Genomic DNA, 23,080 nt, shown 5'->3' with positions numbered 1-23,080 from the left:
TGTTTGTTTATGATATGTATAAGGGAAGAAAGGAAGAGAAAAAGAGCGAGGAAGATGTAGGATGATCAAACATATTCTATTTTGGTGCTTTGCTTTTCTCCTCATTATTGGGACAATTGAACTTGTACATGCGATGAATATGTAACGATAAATGAAAAACCGTTAAAGGAGTGTAAGAACATGGATTATCGACGTGATGACCAAAACGATCAACATCAAACAGAATCTTCACATACAGAACATCAGAATACAGAAAACCGGCAGCTGATTGAACATCCCGAACAGGAATTGCTTGACGAGCCGGTTTCGTATGAAGCGGGAAAACAAGAAACAGCTTCTTCTTTAGAAATGGAAAAGACAGAAACGGCTGTGAAAAAAGAAAAGAAACGGAGAGCCGCATGGCTTAGCCCTATTTTAGGCGGGATTATCGGCGGGGGTCTGATGCTCGGCATCGCGCCTTATCTGCCATCAGACCAAGATCAGGCGACCGAGGCCGTTTCTGCAAATAAACAGGTGCAGTCAGGTAATTTTAAAACGACACCGATAACGAACGCTTCAAACGTCGCTGATATGGTGGAGGATTTAGAGCCGACGATTGTGGGAATCTCAAATATCCAAACCTCGCAAAATAACACATTCGGCACGGGAGGCGGCTCCAGCTCAGAAAGTGAAAGCGGAACGGGGTCAGGCGTCATTTTCAAAAAAGACAGCAATAAAGCGTATATCATTACAAACAACCATGTCGTTGAAGGCGCAAATAAATTGACTGTCACGCTTTACAACGGAGAAACGGAGACTGCCAAGCTGGTCGGCAGCGATACGATAACTGATTTAGCTGTTCTGGAAATCAGCAGCAAGAACGTCAAAAAAGTGGCGAGCTTCGGTGACTCTTCACAGCTGCGCACAGGCGAAAAGGTCATCGCTATTGGAAATCCGCTCGGACAGCAGTTTTCCGGTACGGTGACACAAGGCATCATCAGCGGACTGAACCGGACGATTGATGTGGATACAACACAAGGTACGGTGGAAATGAACGTGCTGCAAACTGACGCAGCGATCAACCCGGGGAACAGCGGAGGCCCGTTAATCAATGCAAGCGGCCAGGTCATCGGCATCAACAGTTTGAAGGTGAGCGAAAGCGGCGTGGAGTCACTTGGATTTGCGATCCCAAGCAATGATGTCGAACCCATTGTTGACCAGCTGCTGGAAAACGGGAAGGTAGACCGTCCGTTTTTAGGCGTGCAAATGATTGATATGTCTCAAGTTCCTGAAACGTATCAGGAAAATACACTCGGCATGTTTGGAGATCAATTAGGAAAAGGTGTTTATGTAAAAGGAGTTCAAGGAAATTCACCTGCGGCAAAAGCCGGCATCAAATCTGAGGATGTCATTGTCAAACTAAACGGTAAAGACGTGGAAAGCAGCGCGGATATTCGTCAGATCCTATACAAAGACTTGAAAGTCGGAGATAAAACGACAATTCAAGTGCTGCGGAACGGAAAAACGAAAACGCTAAACGTGACACTGACCAAGCAGACAGAAAGCAGCTCAAGCTAAGCGGTAATCAAAAAGCTGAACCCGAAAAGGGTTCAGCTTTTTTTATCCTAAATAAGCGGAAAGCATCCACACTTGTTTTTCAACTTCATCAATTAATCCGACAAACAAGTCCGCTGTCGCATTATCTTGATTTTCTTCAGCCAGGCCGATCACGAATTTAGATTCGCTGCTGATTTGTTTGTAGTCGTTTACCAATGCTTGTACCATTTCTGACGCTGATGTTTCGTTTCCGCCGTCTGAGATAGACGCATGCTCAGTGTATTCTTTCAATGTGGCAACAGGCTGTCCGCCGATCGCCAGCAGGCGTTCAGCGATGGTATCGACTGTTTCAGCCGCATGGTCATACAGTTCTTCAAATTTCTTATGCAATGTAAAGAAATGCGGCCCTTTTACATACCAATGGAAACGGTGGAGCTTAGAGTATAAAAGGAACCAGTTTGATAATTGTGTGTTCATTGAATTCTCAACTAATGTTTGATTTGTTTTTGCATTTTCAGTTTTCATAAGTTACGTCCTCCTTGTGATCTGTTAATTTAATTATACCACGTATTAATTAAAAATCAATACTAAATTATAATAATTATAATTTAGATGAACTGAATAGTTTTTTCTTCAGGATAGATTCCCACGCAGACCAGGGAAAAAGCGATCGGAATAACAAGGTAAGCTTGATGCCTTTTCCGATCGGGTATCGCAATTTCTTTACGTGCTGTTTTGTTGCCAATTGATAAATGAGGTCGGCAACCTCTTGGGGATCTCCGCTTTCATCTGCGTTTTTTTCAACGTAGGAAAGGATCTTTTTATAGTATTGATGATAAGCTGAATCGTCAGCAGGCACCGACATATAATTTGATAATGATGTGGACCAGATCGATGTCTTGTATGAGCCTGGCTCGATCAAAGCGGTTTGGATACCGAACGGAAGCAGCTCCACACGCAGGCTCTCAGAAAAACCCTCCAATGCATGCTTGGAAGATGCATAAGGCGACATCGCAGGGAATCCGGTCAGACCGCTGATGCTGCTCACGTTTATAATCTTTGCTCCGCTATGCTTTCTTATGTAAGGCAGAACGGTTTTTGTCACATGGATCACTCCGAAGACATTCGTTTCAAATTGTTGTCTGAAATGTTCCATCGGCACATCCTCGACAAATCCTCCGTAAGCCGTTCCGGCGTTGTTGACGAGAAGATCAATAGGACCGTAAGCGCTAATGGCTTTTCCGAATGAGGCTATGGATTGCTCATCTGTGACGTCGAGAGCGGTAATGTGAATAGAATCAGCCACATTGTGTGCTGCGGCCAATTCCCGAAGCTGTTCAGCTTTCTCAGGCTGTCTTGTTGTGGCAATCACGAAAAATGACTTGGCGAGCTTTACGGCTGCCAGCTGACCAAAGCCTTTTGACGCTCCTGTTACAATCGCGATTTTTTTATTCATGATATACCTCCTATTTAACTGCTACAGCTATTGTACAATCATGAACGGAAAATGACGCCTATAAAAGAAATTTTTATACAATAATTCAGAATTGTTCTATAATAAAACGAAAGAAGGAAAGGGGTTTTGTATTATGGCGCTGCAAGGGGTAGACCAAAGATGGGATCTTGATTCATTTTTTAAGGGCGGGAGCCAATCAGAAGAATTCAAGAAATATATCGAGAAGCTGTCACAAAGTCTGAGTGCCTTTCAAGACATGACTGAGGCGTTTCAGGTGCCTGAATCGCCTGAAGATGCTGAAGGACTGATTGCTTTGCTTGATTTATTCGAACAGACATCTGTCAAGCTTCAGCAGGCCGGCGCTTTTGTTGCTTGCCTTCAGGCCCAGAATATCAGTGATCAAAAGGCTACTGAGCATCAGTCACTCATGAATCGGCTTTCCGCAGATTTTCAATCATCCCTCGTCACATTAGATCATAAACTGGTGGCCATTGAACAAAACGTTTGGAATGAATTATTAACAAAGCCGGGGTTACGCTATGTATCGTACATATTAAATGAAAGAAGACAGAGGGTTGCCGAAAAGCTCAGCCCGGGTAAAGAAAAACTGATTGGAAACCTTGCGGTGGACGGATATCATGCTTGGAGTGACTTATACAATATGGTTGTCGGAAAAATGACAATACCGTATGAGGAAAACGGTGTGAACAAGCAATTGTCTGTCGGTCAGGCTGAAAATGTGATGGACCATCAAGACCGCGCTGTCAGAAAAACAATATATGAACGTTTGCATCAAGCTTGGGAAAGCAAACAGGATATTTTCAGCAACACGCTCAATCATTTGGCGGGGTTCCGGCTTGAAACCTATAAAGCGCGCGGCTGGGAGAATGTCCTGAAGGAGCCGCTGCAGATCAACAGAATGAAAAAAGAAACACTGGATACGATGTGGCAGGTCATCACTGAAAACAAGCAGCCGTTCGTTCAGTTTTTGAACCGGAAAGCATCCATGCTCGGCCTTGAAAAGCTTAGCTGGTACGATGTTGAGGCCCCAATTGGTTCTGATGGAAAGGTCTATTCATATGATGAAGCTGCAAATGTCATTGTCAGCCAGTTTTCAACGTTTGGCAAAAAGCTGTCCTCTTTCACAGAAAAAGCGTTTCGGGACCGCTGGATTGAAGCGGAAAACAGGAGCGGAAAAAGAGTCGGCGGCTTTTGCACGAGCTTTCCGGACAGCGGAGAATCGCGGATTTTCATGACGTTTTCGGGAAGTGCCTCAAATGTCTCAACGCTTGCACATGAGCTCGGACACGCGTTCCATCAGGAAGCGATGCTCAACGTCAGGCCGTTAAACCGTTCCTACGCTATGAACGTCGCGGAAACGGCCTCGACGTTCGCAGAGATGATTGTGGCGGACGCGACTGTCCAGCAAGCGGAGACGAAGGAAGAAAAGCTTGTCCTTCTTGAGGATAAAGTGCAAAGAAGCGTTGCGTTCTTCATGAATATACATGCAAGGTTCTTATTCGAAACGAGATTTTACGAAGAACGAAAGCGGGGAGTCGTCCCGGCCGGCCGTTTGAATGAGCTGATGGAAGAGGCGCAAAAAGAGGCATACTGCAATTCGTTAGGAGAGTACCATCCGCTCTTTTGGGCATCAAAGCTGCACTTCCATATCACGAGGGTGCCATTTTACAATTTCCCTTATACGTTCGGCTATCTGTTTTCTCTGGGCATTTACGCACTGGCGCTTGAAGAAAAAAACGGGTTTGAAGAGAAATATATCGCACTATTGCAGGATACGGCTTCTATGACTGTGGAAGAGTTGGCGATGAAGCATTTGAGTGCTGATATCACGAAGCGCGATTTCTGGGAGAATGCCATCAAGCTAGCCGTGCGTGACGCGGAAGACTTTTTGCAACTGACTGAATCTTTTGAGCGTGAATGAAAACCCTTGAAGTCTAGGAAGGGCGAGCATTTGTCGACACGCTGAAGCCGTGGCGTTATACGCCCCGGCTTTTTCAATTCTCCTCTGAATGAGGATTTCATTCTCTGGATATACCTAAAATAAATGGAATCCTACAGGGGGGAAACATATGCGTTTGATCAGAGCAGCCGTGGCTGTTTGTCTCGCAGTGGTTCTGATTGCGGGCTGCCGTCTCAATGAAGATCAGCAGCAGGCAGAAGGAGAAAATACAGCCATCACCCAGCAGAAGTCCGTTCCTTACAGCAATTTCTCGCTTCGCGTGAGCTACGGAGATGGTGAGCATAATCGTTATGAAAGTATATATACAAAAAATGGGACTCGGGAAACAGCGGAAATACAGGATAAGCTCTCCGGCGTCAAACAGGAGGGAGAAGAAGCGCTAGATGAGATGAAAATGATCCTGAGCGAGCTTTCCGTGACAGACCAAATGGCAGAAACAGAAGTGATCCACAGTGTACTGGCAGCATTTAATCTGGACAGCCATTATGATCATATCAACTTAAAGCTGAAGCTGAAGAACGGCTCAGTCAGAGAAATTAAGAAATAACCTTGTGCTAAATACCCCATAAACGCCAATTATGTCCAAAAAACTAATTGAAAATGATTTTCAAAGTCATTGTTTTCTGCTACAATGAGGGATATATGACCAATCAAATGGCTGAATATCGAATCACTTGCATTGATGACAATTGACTTAAAACGCATGTATATAGAAAACGTGCAATACATAGTGCTGCTAAAAAGCCAGCAAAAAGGAGCGGTTATGGGTATGAGTGCAATTTCTACAGAAACGCTGAGCTTAGGATACGGGGATGCCGTTATTATTGATGAGTTGAATTTAACAATTCCCAAAGGTGAAATTACCGTATTTATTGGCAGCAACGGCTGCGGAAAATCGACACTTTTACGTTCATTAGCGCGATTGATGAAGCCGAGAGGCGGTTCAGTGCTGCTGGAAGGAAGAGCGATTGCCAAGCTTCCGACAAAGGAAGTCGCAAAAGAGCTCGCAATCCTGCCGCAGGGTCCTTCGGCTCCAGAGGGGCTGACAGTACATCAGCTGGTGAAGCAAGGAAGATATCCTTATCAAAACTGGCTGAAACAATGGTCAAAAGAGGATGAGGAAGCAGTTGAGCGAGCGCTTAAAGCAACAAAGCTTGAGGACATGGCTGACCGCGCCGTCGATTCTTTGTCAGGCGGACAGCGCCAGCGGGCTTGGATCGCGATGACGCTTGCACAGGAGACTGACATTATCCTTTTAGACGAGCCGACGACGTATTTAGACATGACGCACCAAATTGAAATTCTTGATTTGCTGTTTGAGCTGAATGAAAAGGAAGAGCGGACGATTGTCATGGTTCTCCATGACTTAAACTTGGCATGCCGCTATGCGCATCATCTTGTGGCCATAAAAGATAAACAGATTTATGCTGAAGGCCGTCCGGAAGAGGTCATCACTTGTGATCTTGTGCAAAATGTGTTTTCTATGAACTGTCAGGTCACACAGGACCCGCTGTTCGGAACGCCTCTTTGCATTCCTCATGGCAGGGGCAGATGCATTGTCCAGGAAGCGGCTTTCACATCACATGGATAAATAACGCCAGCGAAAGGAGCTTTTACTTGAGAAAGCTCCTTGCTGTTTTTTCGAAAGGAAGATGGAAAATGGAACAAAAACTTCAGGAGCAGCTGGATGGATTGCTGGAGAAGTATACTGAGCTTCTGCTTGGTGACACAAACAATGAGCTAAAAGAAGAAGTGAAGCAATGGATTTTGTACACACATATAGCCAAAAGCATGCCGCCGCTCGCTAAACATTGGAATGCGACATATCCTGACGCGAAGCAGGGCATTAAAGATATCATTCAGCATATTAAGGAATTAAATGAAGCGCATCGAAACAAACAATAGCTAAAAAAGCAGTCTGCCAATTATAGCAGACTGTTTTTTTGTGATTCTGCCGTTTTATCTGGCGCAAAGGAATCCATAAAGGTCCGCAGCGCGCTGCTGATAAACGAATCCTTTCGGACAATAAATTCTGTTTTCATCTGTCTGAGAGCTTTGGGCAGCGGGTACAATCGAATCGACCCTTCAGCCTCGTGTTTCTGTACAACCGTTCTCGGCAGCAACGAGATGCCAAGACCTGCTGTAACCCCGCCGATAATCGCTTCAAGCGTACCAAATTCCATAATGACCGGCTGTGTGACACCGACAGTTCGCAGCCATTTTTCAAGTGTCTCTCGATACGAACAGCCTGTGCTGTAAACGAGAATCGGCTTTTTGATGGCTTCCTCTGCATCGGATATGGAGGCAGCTGAAACAACTACTGGTTCTTCCTCAAATGCAGGATAGGATTCGAGCTCAGGATGATTGCATTCGCATCCGATAAATGCGCCATCTAATTCATACCGGAGAACTTTATCAAGGAGGAATTGTGTATGTCCTGTTGTTAAAGACAACTGGACGTTTGGGTGTTCTTCATAATAAGAAGCCAGAAGTTTCGGAAGCCTTACCGCGGCTGTTGTCTGAGTGGAGCCGATCATAAGCGGTCCGCTTGGCTCTACAGTAGATAAGAGCGCTTTAGACGCTTCATCCAGCAGGCCGATAATTTTATTTGCGTAGTCGAGCAGCAGTTTTCCGCTTGCAGAAAGTGTCATACCCCGATTGTGGCGCAAAAACAGGATGGTGCCCAGCTCAGCTTCCAATTGCTGAATTCTGGCTGTGACATTCGATTGCACATAGCCAAGCTGCAGGGCTGCTTTCGTAATGGAGCCTTCACGGGCTACCATTTGAAACACACGTAAATCTCCACTTTCCATGTTGAACTCCTCCGTTCGCTTGCTATCAATCTGAGTGATAGCAAGTATCTTTAACAATCATTATACGTAACACCTGACCTGGATTACAATGGAATCAGCAAGAGATGTTAATCAACAGCAAGGAGTGGCGGCAATGAATGTAATGAACAAAATAGCTCTCGTAACGGGGGGCGGCACAGGAATCGGACGAGCAGCCAGTATGGAATTGGCAAAACGCGGAGCGATTGTTGCGGTGAATTATTCACGTTCACAATCCGAAGCGCAGGAAACAGTGGATATGATTAAAAAAGCTGGCGGCCGAGCCTTCGCCATCCAAGCGGATGTATCAAAAAACAGCGAAGTGCAGGACATGGTTCAATCAATCGTGAAAACATACGGCACGATTGATGTTTTAGTCAATAATGCCAGCATTACACGGCACATTCCAATGGATGATCTTAAAGCTGCGACAGAAGACATCTGGGATGAGTTATACGCTGTCAATGTGAAAGGGATGTTTTTCTGCGCGCGGGCAGTGGTTCCGTTCATGAAAAAAAGCAAGGCTGGAGCGATCGTAAATGTCGGCAGCATCGCAGGGTTAACCGGGGCGGGTTCATCTATGCCTTATGCAGTGTCAAAATCGGCGGTGCACGGTTTAACGAAATCATTGGCCCACGCCTTAGCGCCCGAAATCAGGGTGAGCGGTGTAGCACCGGGAGCTGTCGCAACGAGATGGTGGGCTGGCCGGGAAGAAAAAATGAAAAGCATGATCGGCACTTTGCTGTTACAGCGTATCGCTGAACCGGATGAAGTCGCCAAATTGATTTGTTCGCTTGTTGAACAGGAATCACTCACAGGCCAAATCATCACGATTGACAGCGGACAGACGCTGTAAAGAGAGGAGATGCGGGGGATGCCATTTGTACAGATTCATTTACGGGCGGGAAGAAGTGAAGCGTGGCTTCAAAAACTAAGCAGGACCATTCACCAATCGATGATCGAAGAAATTAATGTGCCGGAAGATGACTACTTTCAAGTCATCAGGCAATATGAAAATAGTGAATTTTTTTATGATCCGTCTTATCTGCAGGTCGAGCGCACCAATGAACTGATATACATTCATTTTACCTTGAAACAGTCAAGAACAACTGAACAGAAAAAATCCCTTTACCACTCAATCGCGAGCCGGATTCATTCCCAGCTTGGCGTAAGAAAAGAAGATGTGTTTATTATGCTGGCCGGAAATCAGGATGAGGATTGGTCCTTCGGAAATGGAAGGGCTCAGATGATCGAATAACAAAACCCCGCGGATTGGTATCCGCGGGGCACTCTATTAATGGGAAGGGGATTCAACGGCTTGTGCCGCTTTCTCCTTTACTTGTTCTCCCGTTTTCTTATTTGATAGCTTGATAGGTTTTAAGAACAATGTAAATACGGCTCCGACGGCGATAAAGATCAGGCCTGTATAAAACACGCTGTGGAGTGAATCCATCAACGATGTTTTTAATATCGGCATAATATGGGATGAGAAAGCCGCAGGGATTTGTTTGATTGCGTCCGGGCTGAACAGTGATTGCAGCAGCCCTTGCGGATTTGTATCAATCATACCCTTTAGCTGGGAGGCAAATGAGCTTGCCTGTGCCGGAAGTGAGTCTAAGTACGGCACCAGTTTATCTGTTAATAAACTTCCTGATCTTGCATTCATTACGGCTCCCAGCATGGTAATGCCGAATGTTCCTCCGATAGAACGGAAGAATTGGCTGGAAGAGGTGACAACCCCAAGCTCCTCCTTCGAAAAGCTTTCCTGTAAAGCTAGTGTCAGAATCGGCATAACCAGACCCATTCCTAGACCAATAATTGCCATATACGATGTAGCAACAAGCTTACTCGTATCAAGGTCCAAAGTCGTTAACAGCAGGAATCCTCCGGCCATAACTATCATGCCTGTAATAATTTGCGGTTTAATGCCGACTTTGTAAACAAGCTGGCCGCCGATAATACTTGTAATAATCATAGAGATCATCATCGGTGTCATAATTGTACCTGATTCAGACGCGCTGACTCCGACAATTCCCTGCATAAAGAAAGGAACAAACGTAATGGCACCAAACATTCCGATACTCATAAAGAAGCCGATCAGGTTTAAAAATGTAAACGTTCTGTTTTTAAATAAATACATTGGCAGGATTGGCTCTTTTGCTTTTGATTCTACGATAATAAAGCTGACAATGCCGATCAGCGCGAGTGCGAACAAGCCAAGAATCTGCCATGAGCCCCACGCATAATCTTTTCCGCCAAAGCTTAGGGCGAGAAGGAGGCTGACAACCCCGACAATCATCGTGAAAATACCAGCGATATCGAAGTTGATCGGACCAGTCTGCTGACGGCCCTGCAATCCTCTGGCAATAAAAATAACCGCAATAATTCCGACTGGAAGGTTAATATAGAAAACCCATTTCCAGTTTAGTGAGTCTACAATCCAGCCGCCGATTTGCGGCCCAATCACTGAAGCTAGCCCGTAAATCGCGCCAAAGACCCCTTGGAATTTAGCACGCTGTTTTCCTGTGAACAAGTCACCGATGACAATCATCGCCATCGGCATCATAATGCCCCCACCGATTCCCTGCAGTCCTCGGAAGATAATCAATTCTGTCATATTGTTGGCCATCCCGCACAAAGCAGAAGCTGCCATAAAAATAATTAATCCTGATACATAGACAATGCGGCGTCCCAATAAATCGGCCAGTTTACCGGCAATTGGAACAATGGTTGTTGATGTTAACAAATATGCAGTTGTCAGCCAGGTCATCATGCTCAAACCGCCCAGATCACCGACAATTTTCGGCATGGCCGTTCCGACAATGGTACCGTCAAGAGCTGAAAAAAACATGGCAATAATTAAGCCTGTTATTAATAACGTTCGTTTTGATTGTTTGCCTTCATTACTCATTTCATCCGTTTCCTTCTTTCATGTTTTGCTTTTCATCAGTTTCCGCTGCTTGTGCGAGCTTTTCTGTAATATGCGCCGCCTGAAGCATTTCCTCCTCCGTCAAGAAGGAAAGGTATCGCGCCATAATGGCTTTTCTGCCCGCCAAAACCTCCTCGAACTTTCTGTCTCCTTCATCAGTAAGACTGAGATCAATCACTCGCCTGTCTTTTGTGTTGTGTGTTCTGGCGATAAGATTTTTTTGTTCAAGGCGATCAGCCATTAGCGTCACCGCGCTTGGCTTAACCTCCATACGCTCGGCAATTTCAGAAATCTTGAGGCTGCCGTGTTTCTTTAAGCTGGCCAGCACAAACAGCTGCGCTGGGGTGACACCTTGTTTCTCCATGCTTTCTAGCATTTCAGGCTGTATCTTTTGAAAGAGCGCCTGAAGCGATAATTGGATATCGGACATTAACTGATCCGCACTCTTCATATTCATTTCCCCTCTGTTACATACACTGTATATATATTTTGATGACAAAATAGTTAATGCTTATTAAATATAAATAAGTGTTAATGAAAAGTCAACTGATTTTACGCACAAAAAAAGGATAGATGCCCGGAAGAACATCGTATCCTTTTTGCTGATGTTGTTACTGCTGATATGGAGACTGCTGCTGAATGGTCTGCTGGAATTTTTGATAGGATTGCTGCAGCTTTTGGGCATCCTCCGCTTCAACAGAATACCATCCATATTGGAACATGAGGTCATACAGTTTTCTTTGCGCTTTTTGTGACTCATCAAAAATGGATTGAATATCCTGATAAAGAGACTCGTGGCTGAATTCGTGCAGGGCTGTGCAATAAGCTGTTGTCATGTATTTTTCTGTTGTCAGCAACTCATTGACGAAATCTCTGTCATTCATTTCCGAAGTTGTCGGTACAGGTGTCTGCGGATTGCTGATTTTCTGATTTTGCTGATTCATTCTGGCGCCTCCTTATTGGATGTAGCCGGACTGCTGCTGGCCTGGCTGCAGGTGCTTTAATATTCTTTGATAGTGATCATGATGCATGTGTCCGACGCGGTCGAGTTCTTGTTTTAACGATTGATCCTGGCACTGCTGCGCCATGAAATGCGCTTTTTTCATCGCGAGCAAATTCCAGTTCAGCATGTCATTCAGATACAAATGATCCTTTGTCGAAATAACGGAAGGCGGCATTTGAGATTGCTGCTGATTTTCCATTGTGATCCTCCTTTGATTTCTGTTCATTTTATAGTTTCCTTCAGGCTGGGAGTTATATACAGGTGTTTTGAAGATGAAGGCAGGAGGGAGTCGGATGTTGAGACATGTGTTTTTATTCTTATCTCAAAATAAAACACTTACCAAGTTCGCCAAAGCATACGGAACGCGGCTTGGGGCACGAAGGTTTGTCGCCGGCGATACAATTGAGTCGGCGGTTAAGACCGTCAAAAGGCTAAACAGATCCGGTTTATGCGCAACAATTGATTATTTAGGCGAGTATGCCGCTTCAGAAAAAGAAGCAGATCAAGTCGCAGAGGAATGCAAGAAGGCCATTCAAGCCATTGCCAAACATCAATTGGACTCAGAGCTTTCATTAAAGCTGACCTCGATCGGGCTCGATCTTTCAGAAGAACTTGCCCTATCTCATTTGCGTGCCATTCTATCCGCTGCGAAGCAATATGGTGTTGCTGTGACCATTGATATGGAAGACTATTCTCATTATGAACAGACACTCGCTATCTACAGGCAATGCAAACAGGAATTTGAGATGCTCGGCACGGTGATTCAGGCGTATCTGTACCGGGCGGCAGAAGATATCAGAAATATGCGCGACTTAAAGCCGAATCTCAGACTTGTGAAAGGCGCTTATAAAGAATCTGCGGCTGTAGCGTTTCCAGACAAAAAAGGAACAGACCTTCATTTTCAGAGCCTAATAAAGCTGCAGCTGTTAAGTGGGAACTACACGGCTGTCGCCACACATGACGATGACATCATTGCGTTTACGAAACAGCTCGTTGCTGAACATCATATCCCAGCGTCACAATTTGAGTTTCAAATGCTTTACGGCATCAGGCCGGAGCGGCAGAAGGAACTCGCCAAGGAAGGGTACAGAATGCGTGTGTATGTCCCATATGGAACGGACTGGTTCAGCTACTTTATGAGAAGAATTGCCGAACGGCCCGCCAATGCAGCGTTTGTGTTAAAAGGGATCTTGAAAAAGTAAAAGCAGCCGCGGGAAGCAGCTGCATTATGATTGTTCCATGTTATGTTTTTTATACTGCTGATTTTGACTTGTCCGTTTTCCGCCGCCGTAATGCTGAGTCGGACCGGCATCTCCCTTTACGCTCGCCGCGCTGACTGCCGCTGAAGACGGATTTTTTTTCTCTCGCACCATTCCCTTCACCTCCGGGCTTAAGTTGCCCGTCTTTTATAAGCTTCATACAAAAAAATAACAAATTAGCTATTGAAGTCGAACCGGAAATCTTTTAAGATGAAAGAAGAAACGGGTTTCATTTTTTTTGGTCAAAAAATGAATGACTATTCATTCAATGTTCAAGGGGGATATCTCATGCACAAACACATTCGGAAGGCAGCCGTTTTAGGATCGGGGGTAATGGGTTCCGGGATTGCGGCGCATTTGGCTAACATCGGAATTCCTGTCCTGCTGCTTGATATTGTGCCGAACGATTTGACAAAGGAAGAGGAAAAAAGGGGACTGACGAAAGACAGTCCGGAGGTGCGCAGCAGGCTGAGCCGGCAGGCGGTGAAAAAACTGCTGAAACAAAAGCCCGCTCCCCTCACATCAGCAAAAAATACCTCCTATATCACATCAGGCAATCTGGAGGATGATGCAGCAAAGCTCAAAGAAGCAGATTGGATTATTGAAGTTGTTGTCGAAAACCTTGAAGTTAAAAAGCAAATTTTCGCACTTGTGGATGAACACCGGAAGCCTGGGAGCATTGTCTCAAGCAACACCTCCGGCATATCAGTGCAGGAAATGGCTGAAGGCCGGTCGGATGATTTTAAAGCCCATTTTCTTGGAACGCACTTTTTTAATCCCGCCCGCTATTTAAAGCTGCTGGAGATCATTCCGATTAAGGAAACTGATCCTGATATTTTAAAGTTTATGACAGCCTTCGGTGAAAATGTCCTCGGCAAAGGCGTTGTTACAGCAAAGGACACACCGAACTTTATCGCAAACCGCATCGGAACATATGGACTTCTCGTCACAGTCCAAGAAATGCTGAAAGGCGGCTATCAGGTTGGGGAAGTTGATTCGATCACAGGCCCGCTAATCGGCAGACCGAAAAGCGCGACCTTCAGAACGCTTGATGTTGTCGGACTCGATACATTTGCCCACGTCGCCCGAAATGTGTATGACAAAGCGGATGGAGACGAGAAAGAAGTGTTCCGCCTGCCAGTTTTCATGAACGATATGCTGGAAAAAGGGTGGATCGGAAGCAAGGCAGGACAAGGCTTTTATAAAAAAGAAGGAAAAACGATTTATGAGCTTGACCCAGTGACGCTTACTTATGGCGAGCGGACAAAAATGAAATCACCGGCACTTGAAGCGGCAAAACAGGCAAAAGGGACTAAAGCGAAAATGAAAGCGCTTATTTACTCAGACGACAGAGCCGGCAGGTTGCTGTGGAATATCACATCTCAAACCCTGCTTTACTCAGCCGAACTGCTTGGTGAGATTGCCGATGATATTCATGCGATTGACCAAGCCATGAAGTGGGGATTCGGCTGGGAGCTGGGCCCGTTTGAAATGTGGGATGCCATCGGCCTCAGGCAGTCGGCAGAAAAGTTTGAGCAGCTTGGAGCAGATATGCCTGGCTGGATCAAAGACATGCTGGACAAAGGGAATGAAACCTTCTACATCAAAGAGAACGGAACGGTATTTTATTATGACCGCGGCGAATATAGAGCCGTGAAAGAAAACAAAAAACGGATTCATTTACAAGCACTTAAAGAAACAAAAGGCGTGATTGCAAAAAATAACGGAGCAAGCTTGATTGACCTTGGAGATGATGTGGCCCTTCTTGAATTCCATTCGAAAAGCAATGCGATCGGCCTCGATATCATTCAAATGATCAACAAAGCGTTAGAGGAAACAGAGCGGAACTACAAAGGCCTTGTCATCGGCAACCAAGGAAAAAATTTCTGCGTCGGCGCGAATCTTGGCATGATCTTAATGGAAGTCCAGGATGACAACTTTTTGGAAGTTGATTTCGTGATACGCCGTTTCCAAGAGACGATGATGAAGATCAAATACAGTGCGAAACCGGTTGTCGCCGCGCCATTTGGCATGACGCTCGGCGGAGGAACGGAAGTGTGTCTGCCGGCGGCTCGTATTCAAGCAGCAAGCGAAGCCTATATGGGGCTTGTGGAATCCGGCGTCGGCCTCATCCCTGGCGGAGGTGGAAACAAAGAGCTGTACATCAACCATCTTCGCCGCAGTCTTGATCCGATGAATGCGGCAATGAAAACATTTGAAACGATTGCGATGGCGAAAGTATCCGCTTCCGCCCAAGAGGCTCGTGAGATGAACATCTTAAAAGAAACAGATCACATCAGCATGAATCAGGACCACCTGCTTTACGATGCAAAACAGCTGGCCGCATCTTTATACGATACCGGCTGGCGGCCGCCTGTAAAAGAAAAGGTCAAGGTGGCGGGAGAAACCGGTTATGCGGCACTCTTGCTTGGCGCTGAGCAAATGAAGCTGTCCGGCTATATATCAGAGCATGATTTCAAGATCGCGAAAAAACTCGCTTATGTCATTGCCGGCGGAAAAGTGCCGTTCGGTACAGAGGTTGATGAAGAGTATTTATTGGAGATCGAGAGAGAAGCGTTTTTGAGTTTGGCAGGAGAGGCGAAATCTCAAGCGAGAATGCAGCATATGCTTGTGAAAGGTAAACCTTTACGGAATTAGGAGGGAGCTTATGAAAGAGGCAGTCATAGTGTCAGGTGCAAGAACACCGGTTGGGAAAGCAAAAAAAGGATCGTTGGCCACCGTTCGTCCGGATGATTTGGGAGCGATTTGCGTAAAAGAAACACTGAAACGGGCAGGCGGCTACGAAGGCAATATTGACGATTTGATTATCGGCTGTGCAACACCTGAAGCGGAACAGGGGCTAAATATGGCGAGAAATATTGGCGCGCTTGCGGGACTGCCGTACACGGTCCCGGCAATTACAGTCAATCGCTACTGCTCTTCAGGTCTTCAGTCCATCGCATATGCGGCAGAAAAAATTATGCTCGGCGCCTATGATACAGCGATCGCCGGCGGAGCAGAATCCATGTCTCAGGTTCCGATGATGGGGCATGTGACCCGTCCGAACCTCGCATTGGCAGAAAAGGCGCCGGAATATTACATGAGCATGGGCCACACAGCCGAGCAGGTCGCGAAAAAATACGGCGTCTCCCGCGAGGATCAGGATGCGTTTGCCGTTCGCAGCCACCAGAATGCGGCCAAAGCTCTTGCAGAGGGGAAATTTAAAGATGAGATTGTTCCCGTCGAAGTGACGGTGACAGAAATCGGAGAAAACCATAAGTCTCAGGAAAAACAGTTTGTATTTTCTCAGGATGAAGGCGTTCGCCCGCAAACGACGACAGACATCTTAGCGACATTGCGCCCGGCTTTTTCCGTTGACGGAACGGTTACTGCGGGTAATTCCTCGCAGACGAGTGACGGAGCGGCGGCAGTTATGCTGATGGACCGGGAAAAAGCTGATGCACTGGGCTTGGCGCCGCTTGTGAAATTCCGCTCCTTTGCAGTAGGCGGCGTGCCGCCGGAAGTGATGGGCATCGGACCGGTGGAAGCCATTCCGCGTGCCTTGAAGCTTGCCGGGCTTCAACTGCAGGACATCGGCTTGTTTGAACTGAACGAAGCTTTTGCATCACAGGCCATTCAAGTGATAAGGGAACTGGGAATTGATGAGGAAAAAGTGAATGTCAACGGGGGCGCAATCGCGCTTGGACATCCGCTCGGTTGTACGGGTACAAAGCTTACACTTTCACTGATTCATGAAATGAAACGGAGAAACGAGCAATTTGGAGTCGTTACAATGTGTATCGGCGGCGGGATGGGAGCGGCCGGTGTATTTGAATTATGCTAAAGGGGGAAAAACAAATGGCAAAAAAAGCGGCTGAAGTACAAAAAGGCGGCGGTTTCTTAATCGAGGATGTTCCATACGATCAAATGTATACACCGGAAGATTTCACTGACGAGCATAAAATGATTGCGAAAACAACTGAGGACTACATTGAGCAGGATGTTCTCCCTCATATAGATGACATCGAAAACCATCAATTCGAGCATTCCGTCAGGCTGTTGAAGAAAGCGGGCGAACTTGGGCTGCTTGGCGCTGATGTGCCTGAGGAATACGGAGGGCTCGGTCTTGATAAAATCAGCTCGGCACTCATCACTGAAAAATTTTCGCGTGCGGGAAGCTTTTCTCTTTCTTATGGGGCGCATGTCGGCATCGGGTCCTTGCCGATCGTCTTTTTCGGATCAGAAGTGCAAAAGAAAACATATTTGCCAGGACTCGCTTCAGGCGAAAAGATCGCTGCTTATGCACTGACTGAGCCGGGCTCTGGGTCTGATGCGCTTGGAGCAAAAACAACAGCCGTGCTGAATGAAGCAGGAACGCATTACGTGTTAACCGGGGAAAAACAGTGGATTACCAACTCTGCCTTTGCTGATGTATTTGTTGTTTACGCTAAAGTGGATGGCGAAAAGTTCTCGGCCTTTATTGTGGAAAAAAATTTCCCGGGTGTATCCACGGGTCCGGAAGAAAAGAAAATGGGAATCAAAGGATCATCGACAAGAACGCTTATTTTAGATCAGGCTGAAGTGCCAAAAGAAAACCTGCTTGGAGAAATCGGCAAAGGGCATGTCATCGCCTTTAATATTTTAAACATCGGCCGCTACAAGCTGGCGGTTGGCACAATCGGTGCATCTAAGCGGGTAATCGAGCTGTCTGCGGCATACGCAAATCAGCGGCGCCAATTTAAAACGCCGATTGCTAGCTTTTCGCTGACCCAGGAAAAAATTGCCACAATGGCATCAAGGCTGTACGCGATGGAAAGCTCTGTGTACAGAACTGTTGGGCTGTTTGAAGACAATATGAGCCAGTTTACAGCCGAAGATCTCAAGGACGGCCGGCAAATTGCCAAGTCAATTGCCGAATATGCCATCGAATGCTCTCTGAATAAGGTATTTGGCTCTGAAACGCTTGATTATATCGTAGATGAAGGCGTGCAGATTCATGGAGGCTACGGTTTTATGCAGGAGTACGAAGTAGAAAGAGCCTACAGGGATTCAAGGATCAATCGGATTTTTGAAGGCACAAACGAAATCAACCGGTTAATCGTGCCAAGCACCTTCCTGAAAAAAGCGCTCAAAGGCGAACTGCCTCTATTTGAAAAAGCGCAATCGCTGGAGGAAGAACTCATGATGCTTATGCCTGAAGAGCCTGGCAGCGGCGTGTTAGAGCAGGAGAAATATATCGTTAAGCAAGCCAAAAAAATCGCGTTGTTCGCTGCCGGTCTCGCCGCGCAAAAATACGGAAAAGCCATCGATCGCGAACAAGAAATTCTCGTCAACGTCGCGGATATCGTCAGCAATGTGTATGCAATGGAATCAGCCGTGCTCAGAACGGAAAAGGCCATTGCCGCGCAAGGCGAAGAAAAAGCGGCGCAAAAGGTGCTGTATACAGAAATTTTCATTCAAGAAGCCTTTAATGAAATTGAAGCGCACGCGAAGGAATCCCTCATCGCAATGGAAGAAGGAGATTCACTCCGCATGATGCTTTCCGCTCTGCGCAAGCTCACGCGTGTAACACCTAAAAACGTTATTCAGAAAAAACGCGAAGCGGCAGCGGGCGTTTTTGAAGCTGAAAAATATATTGTCTGATTGGCCAAGAGCTCCGCATGCGCGGAGCTTTTTTAAGAAGCACTGTTTTAGGTTTTTAAAACAAACTGTGTTAAAATAACCTCGATTATTTTATTGAGGGGGAAGAAGATGTCGTTAACTTTTTACTGGTACCCTAAATGCGGAACGTGCCGCAAAGCAAAGAAATGGCTTGAAGAGCATGGGAAAGAAATAAACGAAATACATATTGCAGAGCAGCCTCCAAGCAAAGAAGAACTAAAAGCGCTTTATGAAAAAAGCGGGCTGGATCTCAAGAAATTTTTCAACACGAGCGGCATGAAATACCGTGAGCTGAATCTCAAGGAAAAGCTGTATCACATGTCGGAGGACGAGCAGCTTGAACTGCTGGCTTCAGACGGAATGCTGATCAAACGCCCGCTTACAACAGACGGCGAAAAAGTGACAGTCGGATTTAAAGAAGACCAATTTGAAGAAAACTGGGCTTAATGTAAATTTTTTTTGAAAAGTATGTTATCTTCTTATTGTAGTGCTGTAAAAAATGGAGGGATTCAATTGAGCATACCTAAAGATTTGCGTTACTCAGGAGAACACGAGTGGGTAAAAGTTGAAGGAGAAAAAGCCAGAATTGGAATTACGCATTTTGCCCAGTCTGAGCTAGGCGACATCGTGTTTGTCGAACTTCCTGAAGTCGGCGCTGAAATCAAAGCGGACGAGCCATTTGGCAGTGTTGAATCCGTTAAAACGGTATCTGAGCTTTATGCACCGATTAACGGAACTGTTGTGGAAGTAAACGAAGATCTTGATGACAGTCCGGAATTCGTCAACGAATCTCCGTACGAAAAAGCATGGATGATCGTCGTTGAGCCGTCTGACGCTTCTGAAATTGAAAAACTGATGACAGCAGAGCAATACGAAGAGATGACACAAGAAGACTAAAACAGGATAGCTGTAAAGGCAATTGGACACGCTAACGTTATGGGAGGTGTCCAATATGGCTTTCAGCAAACAAAAGCTCGATGTCACCAATGATGTGACAGGCCGCTTTCAAAATGGCCGGCTCTCGTTATATCATGAAAATGAGATGATCGGCCAAATGACAAGCATGAATGAATATGAGCTTAAGTCCGGTTATTCCTTTGAAAATGAGAAATTTTATAAGACAGCTGATGTGGTCTCAGGAAACGACGAAAAATACGTGGATTGTGACTACGAAAACGGCTGGTGTTAATGTTGGCGGTGAATTTCACTGCCTTCTTTTACAATCTGAACGTTTCAAATATGACGCGGCAGGTGAAGAAGATGAAGATGGATGAGCTGGAAAAGGTTATGATTGTCGAAGGGAAAACAGATAAAGAGAAAATCGAAAGCGTCCTGAATGAACCAGTGCGCATTATCTGCACAAACGGAACAATCAGCCAGCTGAAGCTTGAGGAATTGGCTGACGAGCTTTACGATAAAGACGTCTATATATTAGTTGATGCTGATGAATCAGGCGAGAAATTAAGAAAACAGCTGAAAAGAGAATTTAACGAAGCCTGCCATCTCCATATCGACAGAGCCTATAAGGAAGTAGCGGCTGCACCCAGGCACCATGTCGCCTCTGTATTGCTGCGCGCGAATTTGAATGTCCATACTATTTTTCTTGAAAGAAAATCCCGAGGTGTATAGCATGAAAGAACTCCAAGAATATGAGCTTGAGCACATTGAAGATGATGTGTATCTCCTTTATTTATATACTCCGTTTTGCGGCACCTGCCAGCTAGCAAGCAAAATGCTGACAGTGGTGAAAGAAATGCTGCCTGATGTCGCCTTCTATAAAAACAATGTCAATTACTCTCCGACATTCGCAAAAGCATATCAAATTGAAAGCGTCCCTTGTTTTCTGCTGTTTAAAGGCGGAAAAGTGGTCGAAAGAGGATATGCGTTTCACTCTGTTTCTTATTTATATGAGCTGATCAAACAAAAATCATCTTCCGCATCCCATTTATGACATATTTCTCTGCACAATCCAATGAAATTGTCGTTCGTTTTATAAAGGGGTTCTTGCGCCAGAAAGAGAAATGTGTATGTATGACCAACAAATAGGAGGTTGTACATATGGAGAAAGCGGAAGTTTTAGAAGATGAGTATCAGCATCTGTTTTTAAAACCCCTTTTGAACGCTTCGACATTGCTCATTACCTTCCAAGGAGAAACAGAAGCCTTAACCGTCTCAATAAACGAACAGGGAGAAATGAAAAAAATTTCTTCGCCCCAAACGTCCAACCTGACCTTTTACGGAAACCAAACAGAAATTATTGACTTATTGCACGGAGACATTTCCCTTCAGCACCTTATTCAGAGCGGAAGCCTCAAAGTAAAGGGGTCATTCAGGGCCCTGTTAAAACTAGAAGCCATACTCTGGCTGACGAACGGATTTTTTCAGAGGATTTTAAAGAATTAAAAAATAGGAAATTATTATAATAGTAAAAGTTGACATCATTTATTTTATTGACATTTAATCATTCGCCATGCTATTCTACATTAAGAATTTCCGGACGAAAAAGACTATATATTTCTCTTATCAAGAGAGGTGGAGGGAAGTGCCCTATGAAGCCCGGCAACCATCAACGCTGTTGAAATGGTGCCAATTCACACGAAGCGTTCAGCTTTGAAAGATGAGAGAAAGGCATTTTATATAAGCCTTTCTGCTCAAGTGTGCAGAAAGGCTTTTCTTTTGCAGAAAAACCCGGAAGATTTCTTAGAATAGTGTTAAGGCAGGTGATTGCTTTGATCAATCTTCAAGATGTTTCAAAAGTTTATAAGTCGAAACACGGAGATGTCAATGCTGTCCAAAATGTCTCGCTTTCCATTAAAAAAGGTGAGATTTTTGGAATTATAGGATATAGCGGAGCTGGTAAAAGTTCCTTAATCCGTCTGCTGAACGGCCTTGAGAAACCAACCTCAGGAACCGTGGAAGTGGCGGGAACCAAGATTAATGAAGTGAACGGACGCGCTTTAAGAAATGCACGCCATGAAATCAGCATGATTTTCCAGCATTTCAATTTGCTTTGGTCGCGGACCGTTAGAGACAATATCATGTTTCCTTTAGAAATTGCCGGGGTGAAAAAGAGCGAACGGATCAAGCGCGCCGATGAACTGATTAAACTGGTAGGTTTAGAAGGAAAAGAAAAATCTTATCCGTCTCAGCTGAGCGGCGGACAAAAGCAGCGTGTCGGAATCGCCAGAGCGCTTGCAAACAATCCGAAGGTTCTCCTTTGCGATGAAGCGACATCAGCATTAGATCCGCAAACGACAGATTCAATTTTGGATCTATTGTCCGATATTAATGAAAGACTCGGTTTGACGATTGTGCTGATCACACACGAAATGCATGTCATCCGCAAAATCTGTAACAGAGTCGCTGTCATGGAAAACGGAAAGGTTGTGGAAGAAGGCGAAGTTCTCGATGTCTTCAAAAATCCGAAGGAAGACATGACAAAACGATTTGTTCAGCAGGTGACAGAGCCGGAAGAAACGAAAGAAACGCTACAGCACCTTCTTGATGAAACAGCATCAGGAAAAATGGTTCAGCTCACATTTGTCGGTGATTCTGCTGAACAGCCTCTGATTACAGAGATGATCAGAAACTTCAATGTCAGCGTCAATATTCTGCAAGGGAAAATCTCTCAGACGAAGGATGGAGCTTACGGTTCACTGTTCATCCATATTGATGGAGACGAGGAAGAAGTGCAAAACGTGATCCGGTTCATTAATGACAAACAGGTGAAAGCAGAGGTGATCACGAATGTTTGAAAAATACTTTCCGAACGTTGATTTAACTGAGTTGTGGAACGCGACATATGAAACACTTTATATGACGCTGATCTCTTTATTGTTTGCTTTTGTCATCGGAGTGATCCTCGGCTTGCTGCTTTTCCTGACAAGCAAAGGGAGCCTTTGGCAAAATAAAGCGGTCAACTCTGTGATTGCGGCCATTGTCAACATATTCAGATCGATTCCATTCCTAATTTTAATTATTTTACTGTTAGGGTTTACGAAGTTCTTAGTCGGCACGATCTTAGGGCCTAACGCCGCATTGCCGGCGCTGGTGATCGGTTCGGCACCGTTTTACGCGCGCCTTGCTGAAATCGCATTGCGCGAGGTTGATAAAGGTGTGATAGAAGCCGCTAAATCAATGGGCGCTAAAACGTCTACGATTATTTTCAAAGTGCTGCTTCCGGAGTCTATGCCGGCTCTTATTTCTGGGATCACGGTTACGGCCATCGCTTTGATTGGCTCAACGGCAATTGCCGGAGCCATCGGTTCAGGCGGCCTTGGAAACCTTGCGTACGTAGAAGGATATCAGTCTAATAATGCTGATGTTACCTTCGTTGCTACTGTGTTTATTTTAATCATCGTCTTTATTATTCAAATCATCGGTGATGTAATAACAAATATTATAGACAAACGATAAGGGAGGAT

27 protein-coding genes and 1 riboswitch are annotated in these 23,080 nt (G+C 45.3%); of the genes, 19 read left to right on the top strand and 8 right to left on the bottom strand.

What is annotated here, in order from left to right:
* The first annotated feature begins 180 nt into the window (after positions 1-180).
* Complete coding sequence (gene htrB / locus GYO_RS38745; RefSeq protein ID WP_014115104.1) at positions 181-1,557, top strand: serine protease Do-like protein HtrB; 1,377 nt, start codon at positions 181-183, stop codon at positions 1,555-1,557.
* 42 nt (positions 1,558-1,599) lie between these two features.
* Here htrB and mrgA read toward each other — a convergent pair whose 3' ends face one another.
* Both mrgA and GYO_RS38735 read right to left on the bottom strand, forming a co-directional pair.
* Positions 1,600-2,061: a metalloregulation DNA-binding stress protein MgrA gene (mrgA, locus tag GYO_RS38740; protein WP_014115103.1), complete on the bottom strand. Its 462-nt coding sequence runs from the start codon at positions 2,059-2,061 to the stop codon at positions 1,600-1,602.
* Between the two features lie 76 nt (positions 2,062-2,137).
* A complete protein-coding gene (locus GYO_RS38735; protein ID WP_014115102.1) occupies positions 2,138-2,992 on the bottom strand; it encodes an oxidoreductase in 855 nt (284 codons plus the stop codon).
* A gap of 133 nt (positions 2,993-3,125) precedes the next feature.
* Here GYO_RS38735 and GYO_RS38730 point away from each other — a divergent pair, with 133 nt between their 5' ends.
* From GYO_RS38730 to GYO_RS38715, 4 genes are all read left to right on the top strand, one after another.
* Entirely contained in the window at positions 3,126-4,934 is a 1,809-nt protein-coding gene (locus GYO_RS38730) for a M3 family oligoendopeptidase (RefSeq protein ID WP_014115101.1), read from the top strand.
* Between the two features lie 148 nt (positions 4,935-5,082).
* A complete protein-coding gene (locus GYO_RS38725) occupies positions 5,083-5,520 on the top strand; it encodes a YusW family protein (RefSeq protein WP_014115100.1) in 438 nt (145 codons plus the stop codon).
* Between the two features lie 216 nt (positions 5,521-5,736).
* Positions 5,737-6,564 carry an ABC transporter ATP-binding protein gene (locus GYO_RS38720; RefSeq protein WP_079288351.1) on the top strand — a complete coding sequence of 276 codons (828 nt, stop codon included), beginning with the start codon at positions 5,737-5,739 and terminating at the stop codon, positions 6,562-6,564.
* 26 nt (positions 6,565-6,590) lie between these two features.
* Complete coding sequence (locus GYO_RS38715) at positions 6,591-6,878, top strand: YusU family protein (protein ID WP_014115097.1); 288 nt, start codon at positions 6,591-6,593, stop codon at positions 6,876-6,878.
* A gap of 20 nt (positions 6,879-6,898) precedes the next feature.
* Here the strand turns inward: GYO_RS38715 and GYO_RS38710 are convergent, their stop codons facing one another.
* Positions 6,899-7,786 carry a LysR family transcriptional regulator gene (locus tag GYO_RS38710; RefSeq protein ID WP_014115096.1) on the bottom strand — a complete coding sequence of 296 codons (888 nt, stop codon included), beginning with the start codon at positions 7,784-7,786 and terminating at the stop codon, positions 6,899-6,901.
* Between the two features lie 133 nt (positions 7,787-7,919).
* Here GYO_RS38710 and GYO_RS38705 point away from each other — a divergent pair, with 133 nt between their 5' ends.
* Positions 7,920-8,660, top strand: a complete 741-nt coding sequence (locus GYO_RS38705) for an SDR family NAD(P)-dependent oxidoreductase (protein WP_014115095.1) — start codon at positions 7,920-7,922, stop codon at positions 8,658-8,660.
* An 18-nt stretch (positions 8,661-8,678) separates the two neighbouring features.
* Entirely contained in the window at positions 8,679-9,062 is a 384-nt protein-coding gene (locus GYO_RS38700) for a tautomerase family protein (protein WP_014115094.1), read from the top strand.
* 36 nt (positions 9,063-9,098) lie between these two features.
* Here GYO_RS38700 and mdtP read toward each other — a convergent pair whose 3' ends face one another.
* From mdtP to GYO_RS38680, 4 genes are all read right to left on the bottom strand, one after another.
* Positions 9,099-10,715: a multidrug efflux MFS transporter MdtP gene (gene mdtP / locus GYO_RS38695; RefSeq protein WP_014115093.1), complete on the bottom strand. Its 1,617-nt coding sequence runs from the start codon at positions 10,713-10,715 to the stop codon at positions 9,099-9,101.
* Between the two features lies 1 nt (position 10,716).
* Entirely contained in the window at positions 10,717-11,184 is a 468-nt protein-coding gene (gene mdtR, locus GYO_RS38690) for a MarR family transcriptional regulator MdtR (protein ID WP_014115092.1), read from the bottom strand.
* A gap of 160 nt (positions 11,185-11,344) precedes the next feature.
* Positions 11,345-11,677, bottom strand: a complete 333-nt coding sequence (locus tag GYO_RS38685; RefSeq protein WP_003222766.1) for a spore coat protein — start codon at positions 11,675-11,677, stop codon at positions 11,345-11,347.
* A gap of 12 nt (positions 11,678-11,689) precedes the next feature.
* Positions 11,690-11,935, bottom strand: a complete 246-nt coding sequence (locus GYO_RS38680) for a hypothetical protein (RefSeq protein ID WP_014115091.1) — start codon at positions 11,933-11,935, stop codon at positions 11,690-11,692.
* Positions 11,936-12,029: 94 nt separating this feature from the next.
* Here GYO_RS38680 and GYO_RS38675 point away from each other — a divergent pair, with 94 nt between their 5' ends.
* Positions 12,030-12,938, top strand: coding sequence for a proline dehydrogenase family protein (locus GYO_RS38675; RefSeq protein WP_014115090.1), 909 nt, complete (start codon positions 12,030-12,032; stop codon positions 12,936-12,938).
* Between the two features lie 24 nt (positions 12,939-12,962).
* On the opposite strand, the gene GYO_RS38670 is transcribed toward GYO_RS38675, so the two are convergent.
* On the bottom strand, positions 12,963-13,109 hold the full coding sequence (locus GYO_RS38670; RefSeq protein WP_003240817.1) for a YuzL family protein: 147 nt from the start codon (positions 13,107-13,109) through the stop codon (positions 12,963-12,965).
* Between the two features lie 174 nt (positions 13,110-13,283).
* Between GYO_RS38670 and GYO_RS38665 the strand changes: the two genes are divergently transcribed.
* The 11 genes from GYO_RS38665 (at position 13,284) to metP (ending at position 23,072) form a co-directional block, all read left to right on the top strand.
* The gene (locus GYO_RS38665; RefSeq protein ID WP_014115089.1) at positions 13,284-15,653 is read left to right on the top strand and encodes a 3-hydroxyacyl-CoA dehydrogenase/enoyl-CoA hydratase family protein; all 2,370 of its coding nucleotides are present in this window, start codon (positions 13,284-13,286) and stop codon (positions 15,651-15,653) included.
* A gap of 10 nt (positions 15,654-15,663) precedes the next feature.
* The gene (locus GYO_RS38660) at positions 15,664-16,839 is read left to right on the top strand and encodes an acetyl-CoA C-acetyltransferase (protein WP_014115088.1); all 1,176 of its coding nucleotides are present in this window, start codon (positions 15,664-15,666) and stop codon (positions 16,837-16,839) included.
* A 14-nt stretch (positions 16,840-16,853) separates the two neighbouring features.
* Positions 16,854-18,638: an acyl-CoA dehydrogenase FadE gene (fadE, locus tag GYO_RS38655; protein ID WP_014115087.1), complete on the top strand. Its 1,785-nt coding sequence runs from the start codon at positions 16,854-16,856 to the stop codon at positions 18,636-18,638.
* Positions 18,639-18,746: 108 nt separating this feature from the next.
* Positions 18,747-19,103: an arsenate reductase family protein gene (locus tag GYO_RS38650; protein ID WP_003222779.1), complete on the top strand. Its 357-nt coding sequence runs from the start codon at positions 18,747-18,749 to the stop codon at positions 19,101-19,103.
* A gap of 66 nt (positions 19,104-19,169) precedes the next feature.
* Complete coding sequence (gcvH, locus tag GYO_RS38645; RefSeq protein ID WP_003222781.1) at positions 19,170-19,553, top strand: glycine cleavage system protein GcvH; 384 nt, start codon at positions 19,170-19,172, stop codon at positions 19,551-19,553.
* 55 nt (positions 19,554-19,608) lie between these two features.
* A complete protein-coding gene (locus GYO_RS38640; RefSeq protein WP_003222783.1) occupies positions 19,609-19,845 on the top strand; it encodes a YusG family protein in 237 nt (78 codons plus the stop codon).
* Between the two features lie 77 nt (positions 19,846-19,922).
* Positions 19,923-20,285 (top strand): toprim domain-containing protein, encoded by a 363-nt coding sequence (locus tag GYO_RS38635; RefSeq protein ID WP_014115086.1) that lies wholly within the window; start codon positions 19,923-19,925, stop codon positions 20,283-20,285.
* Between the two features lies 1 nt (position 20,286).
* Entirely contained in the window at positions 20,287-20,607 is a 321-nt protein-coding gene (locus GYO_RS38630) for a thioredoxin family protein (protein WP_014115085.1), read from the top strand.
* Positions 20,608-20,714: 107 nt separating this feature from the next.
* The gene (locus tag GYO_RS38625; RefSeq protein ID WP_014115084.1) at positions 20,715-21,059 is read left to right on the top strand and encodes an SCP2 sterol-binding domain-containing protein; all 345 of its coding nucleotides are present in this window, start codon (positions 20,715-20,717) and stop codon (positions 21,057-21,059) included.
* 114 nt (positions 21,060-21,173) lie between these two features.
* Positions 21,174-21,280, top strand: a riboswitch (SAM riboswitch).
* 105 nt (positions 21,281-21,385) lie between these two features.
* A complete protein-coding gene (gene metN, locus GYO_RS38620; RefSeq protein WP_014115082.1) occupies positions 21,386-22,411 on the top strand; it encodes a methionine ABC transporter ATP-binding protein MetN in 1,026 nt (341 codons plus the stop codon).
* On the top strand, positions 22,404-23,072 hold the full coding sequence (gene metP, locus GYO_RS38615) for a methionine ABC transporter permease MetP (protein ID WP_014115081.1): 669 nt from the start codon (positions 22,404-22,406) through the stop codon (positions 23,070-23,072). Before metN ends, metP begins: the two co-directional genes overlap by 8 nt.
* The last annotated feature ends 8 nt before the right edge of the window (positions 23,073-23,080 follow it).

Source organism: Bacillus spizizenii TU-B-10 (assembly GCF_000227465.1).
Lineage (GTDB): Bacteria > Bacillota > Bacilli > Bacillales > Bacillaceae > Bacillus > Bacillus spizizenii.
Note: the sequence above shows the minus strand (reverse complement) of the source record. Positions and strands in the feature narration are given on the sequence as shown.

Coding starts and splice junctions, on each gene's coding strand:
- GYO_RS38640 (WP_003222783.1), top strand. CDS start 19,609: ATGGCTTTCAGCAAACAAAAGCTCGATGTCACCAATGATGTGACAGGC.
- metP (WP_014115081.1), top strand. CDS start 22,404: ATGTTTGAAAAATACTTTCCGAACGTTGATTTAACTGAGTTGTGGAAC.
- mrgA (WP_014115103.1), bottom strand. CDS start 2,061: ATGAAAACTGAAAATGCAAAAACAAATCAAACATTAGTTGAGAATTCA.
- mdtR (WP_014115092.1), bottom strand. CDS start 11,184: ATGAAGAGTGCGGATCAGTTAATGTCCGATATCCAATTATCGCTTCAG.
- GYO_RS38685 (WP_003222766.1), bottom strand. CDS start 11,677: ATGAATCAGCAAAATCAGAAAATCAGCAATCCGCAGACACCTGTACCG.
- GYO_RS38700 (WP_014115094.1), top strand. CDS start 8,679: ATGCCATTTGTACAGATTCATTTACGGGCGGGAAGAAGTGAAGCGTGG.
- GYO_RS38650 (WP_003222779.1), top strand. CDS start 18,747: ATGTCGTTAACTTTTTACTGGTACCCTAAATGCGGAACGTGCCGCAAA.
- GYO_RS38705 (WP_014115095.1), top strand. CDS start 7,920: ATGAATGTAATGAACAAAATAGCTCTCGTAACGGGGGGCGGCACAGGA.
- GYO_RS38720 (WP_079288351.1), top strand. CDS start 5,737: ATGGGTATGAGTGCAATTTCTACAGAAACGCTGAGCTTAGGATACGGG.
- mdtP (WP_014115093.1), bottom strand. CDS start 10,715: ATGAGTAATGAAGGCAAACAATCAAAACGAACGTTATTAATAACAGGC.
- GYO_RS38680 (WP_014115091.1), bottom strand. CDS start 11,935: ATGGAAAATCAGCAGCAATCTCAAATGCCGCCTTCCGTTATTTCGACA.
- GYO_RS38635 (WP_014115086.1), top strand. CDS start 19,923: ATGGATGAGCTGGAAAAGGTTATGATTGTCGAAGGGAAAACAGATAAA.
- fadE (WP_014115087.1), top strand. CDS start 16,854: ATGGCAAAAAAAGCGGCTGAAGTACAAAAAGGCGGCGGTTTCTTAATC.
- GYO_RS38735 (WP_014115102.1), bottom strand. CDS start 2,992: ATGAATAAAAAAATCGCGATTGTAACAGGAGCGTCAAAAGGCTTTGGT.
- GYO_RS38625 (WP_014115084.1), top strand. CDS start 20,715: ATGGAGAAAGCGGAAGTTTTAGAAGATGAGTATCAGCATCTGTTTTTA.
- GYO_RS38710 (WP_014115096.1), bottom strand. CDS start 7,786: ATGGAAAGTGGAGATTTACGTGTGTTTCAAATGGTAGCCCGTGAAGGC.
- GYO_RS38670 (WP_003240817.1), bottom strand. CDS start 13,109: ATGGTGCGAGAGAAAAAAAATCCGTCTTCAGCGGCAGTCAGCGCGGCG.
- GYO_RS38730 (WP_014115101.1), top strand. CDS start 3,126: ATGGCGCTGCAAGGGGTAGACCAAAGATGGGATCTTGATTCATTTTTT.
- GYO_RS38630 (WP_014115085.1), top strand. CDS start 20,287: ATGAAAGAACTCCAAGAATATGAGCTTGAGCACATTGAAGATGATGTG.
- GYO_RS38675 (WP_014115090.1), top strand. CDS start 12,030: ATGTTGAGACATGTGTTTTTATTCTTATCTCAAAATAAAACACTTACC.
- htrB (WP_014115104.1), top strand. CDS start 181: ATGGATTATCGACGTGATGACCAAAACGATCAACATCAAACAGAATCT.
- GYO_RS38665 (WP_014115089.1), top strand. CDS start 13,284: ATGCACAAACACATTCGGAAGGCAGCCGTTTTAGGATCGGGGGTAATG.
- GYO_RS38660 (WP_014115088.1), top strand. CDS start 15,664: ATGAAAGAGGCAGTCATAGTGTCAGGTGCAAGAACACCGGTTGGGAAA.
- GYO_RS38725 (WP_014115100.1), top strand. CDS start 5,083: ATGCGTTTGATCAGAGCAGCCGTGGCTGTTTGTCTCGCAGTGGTTCTG.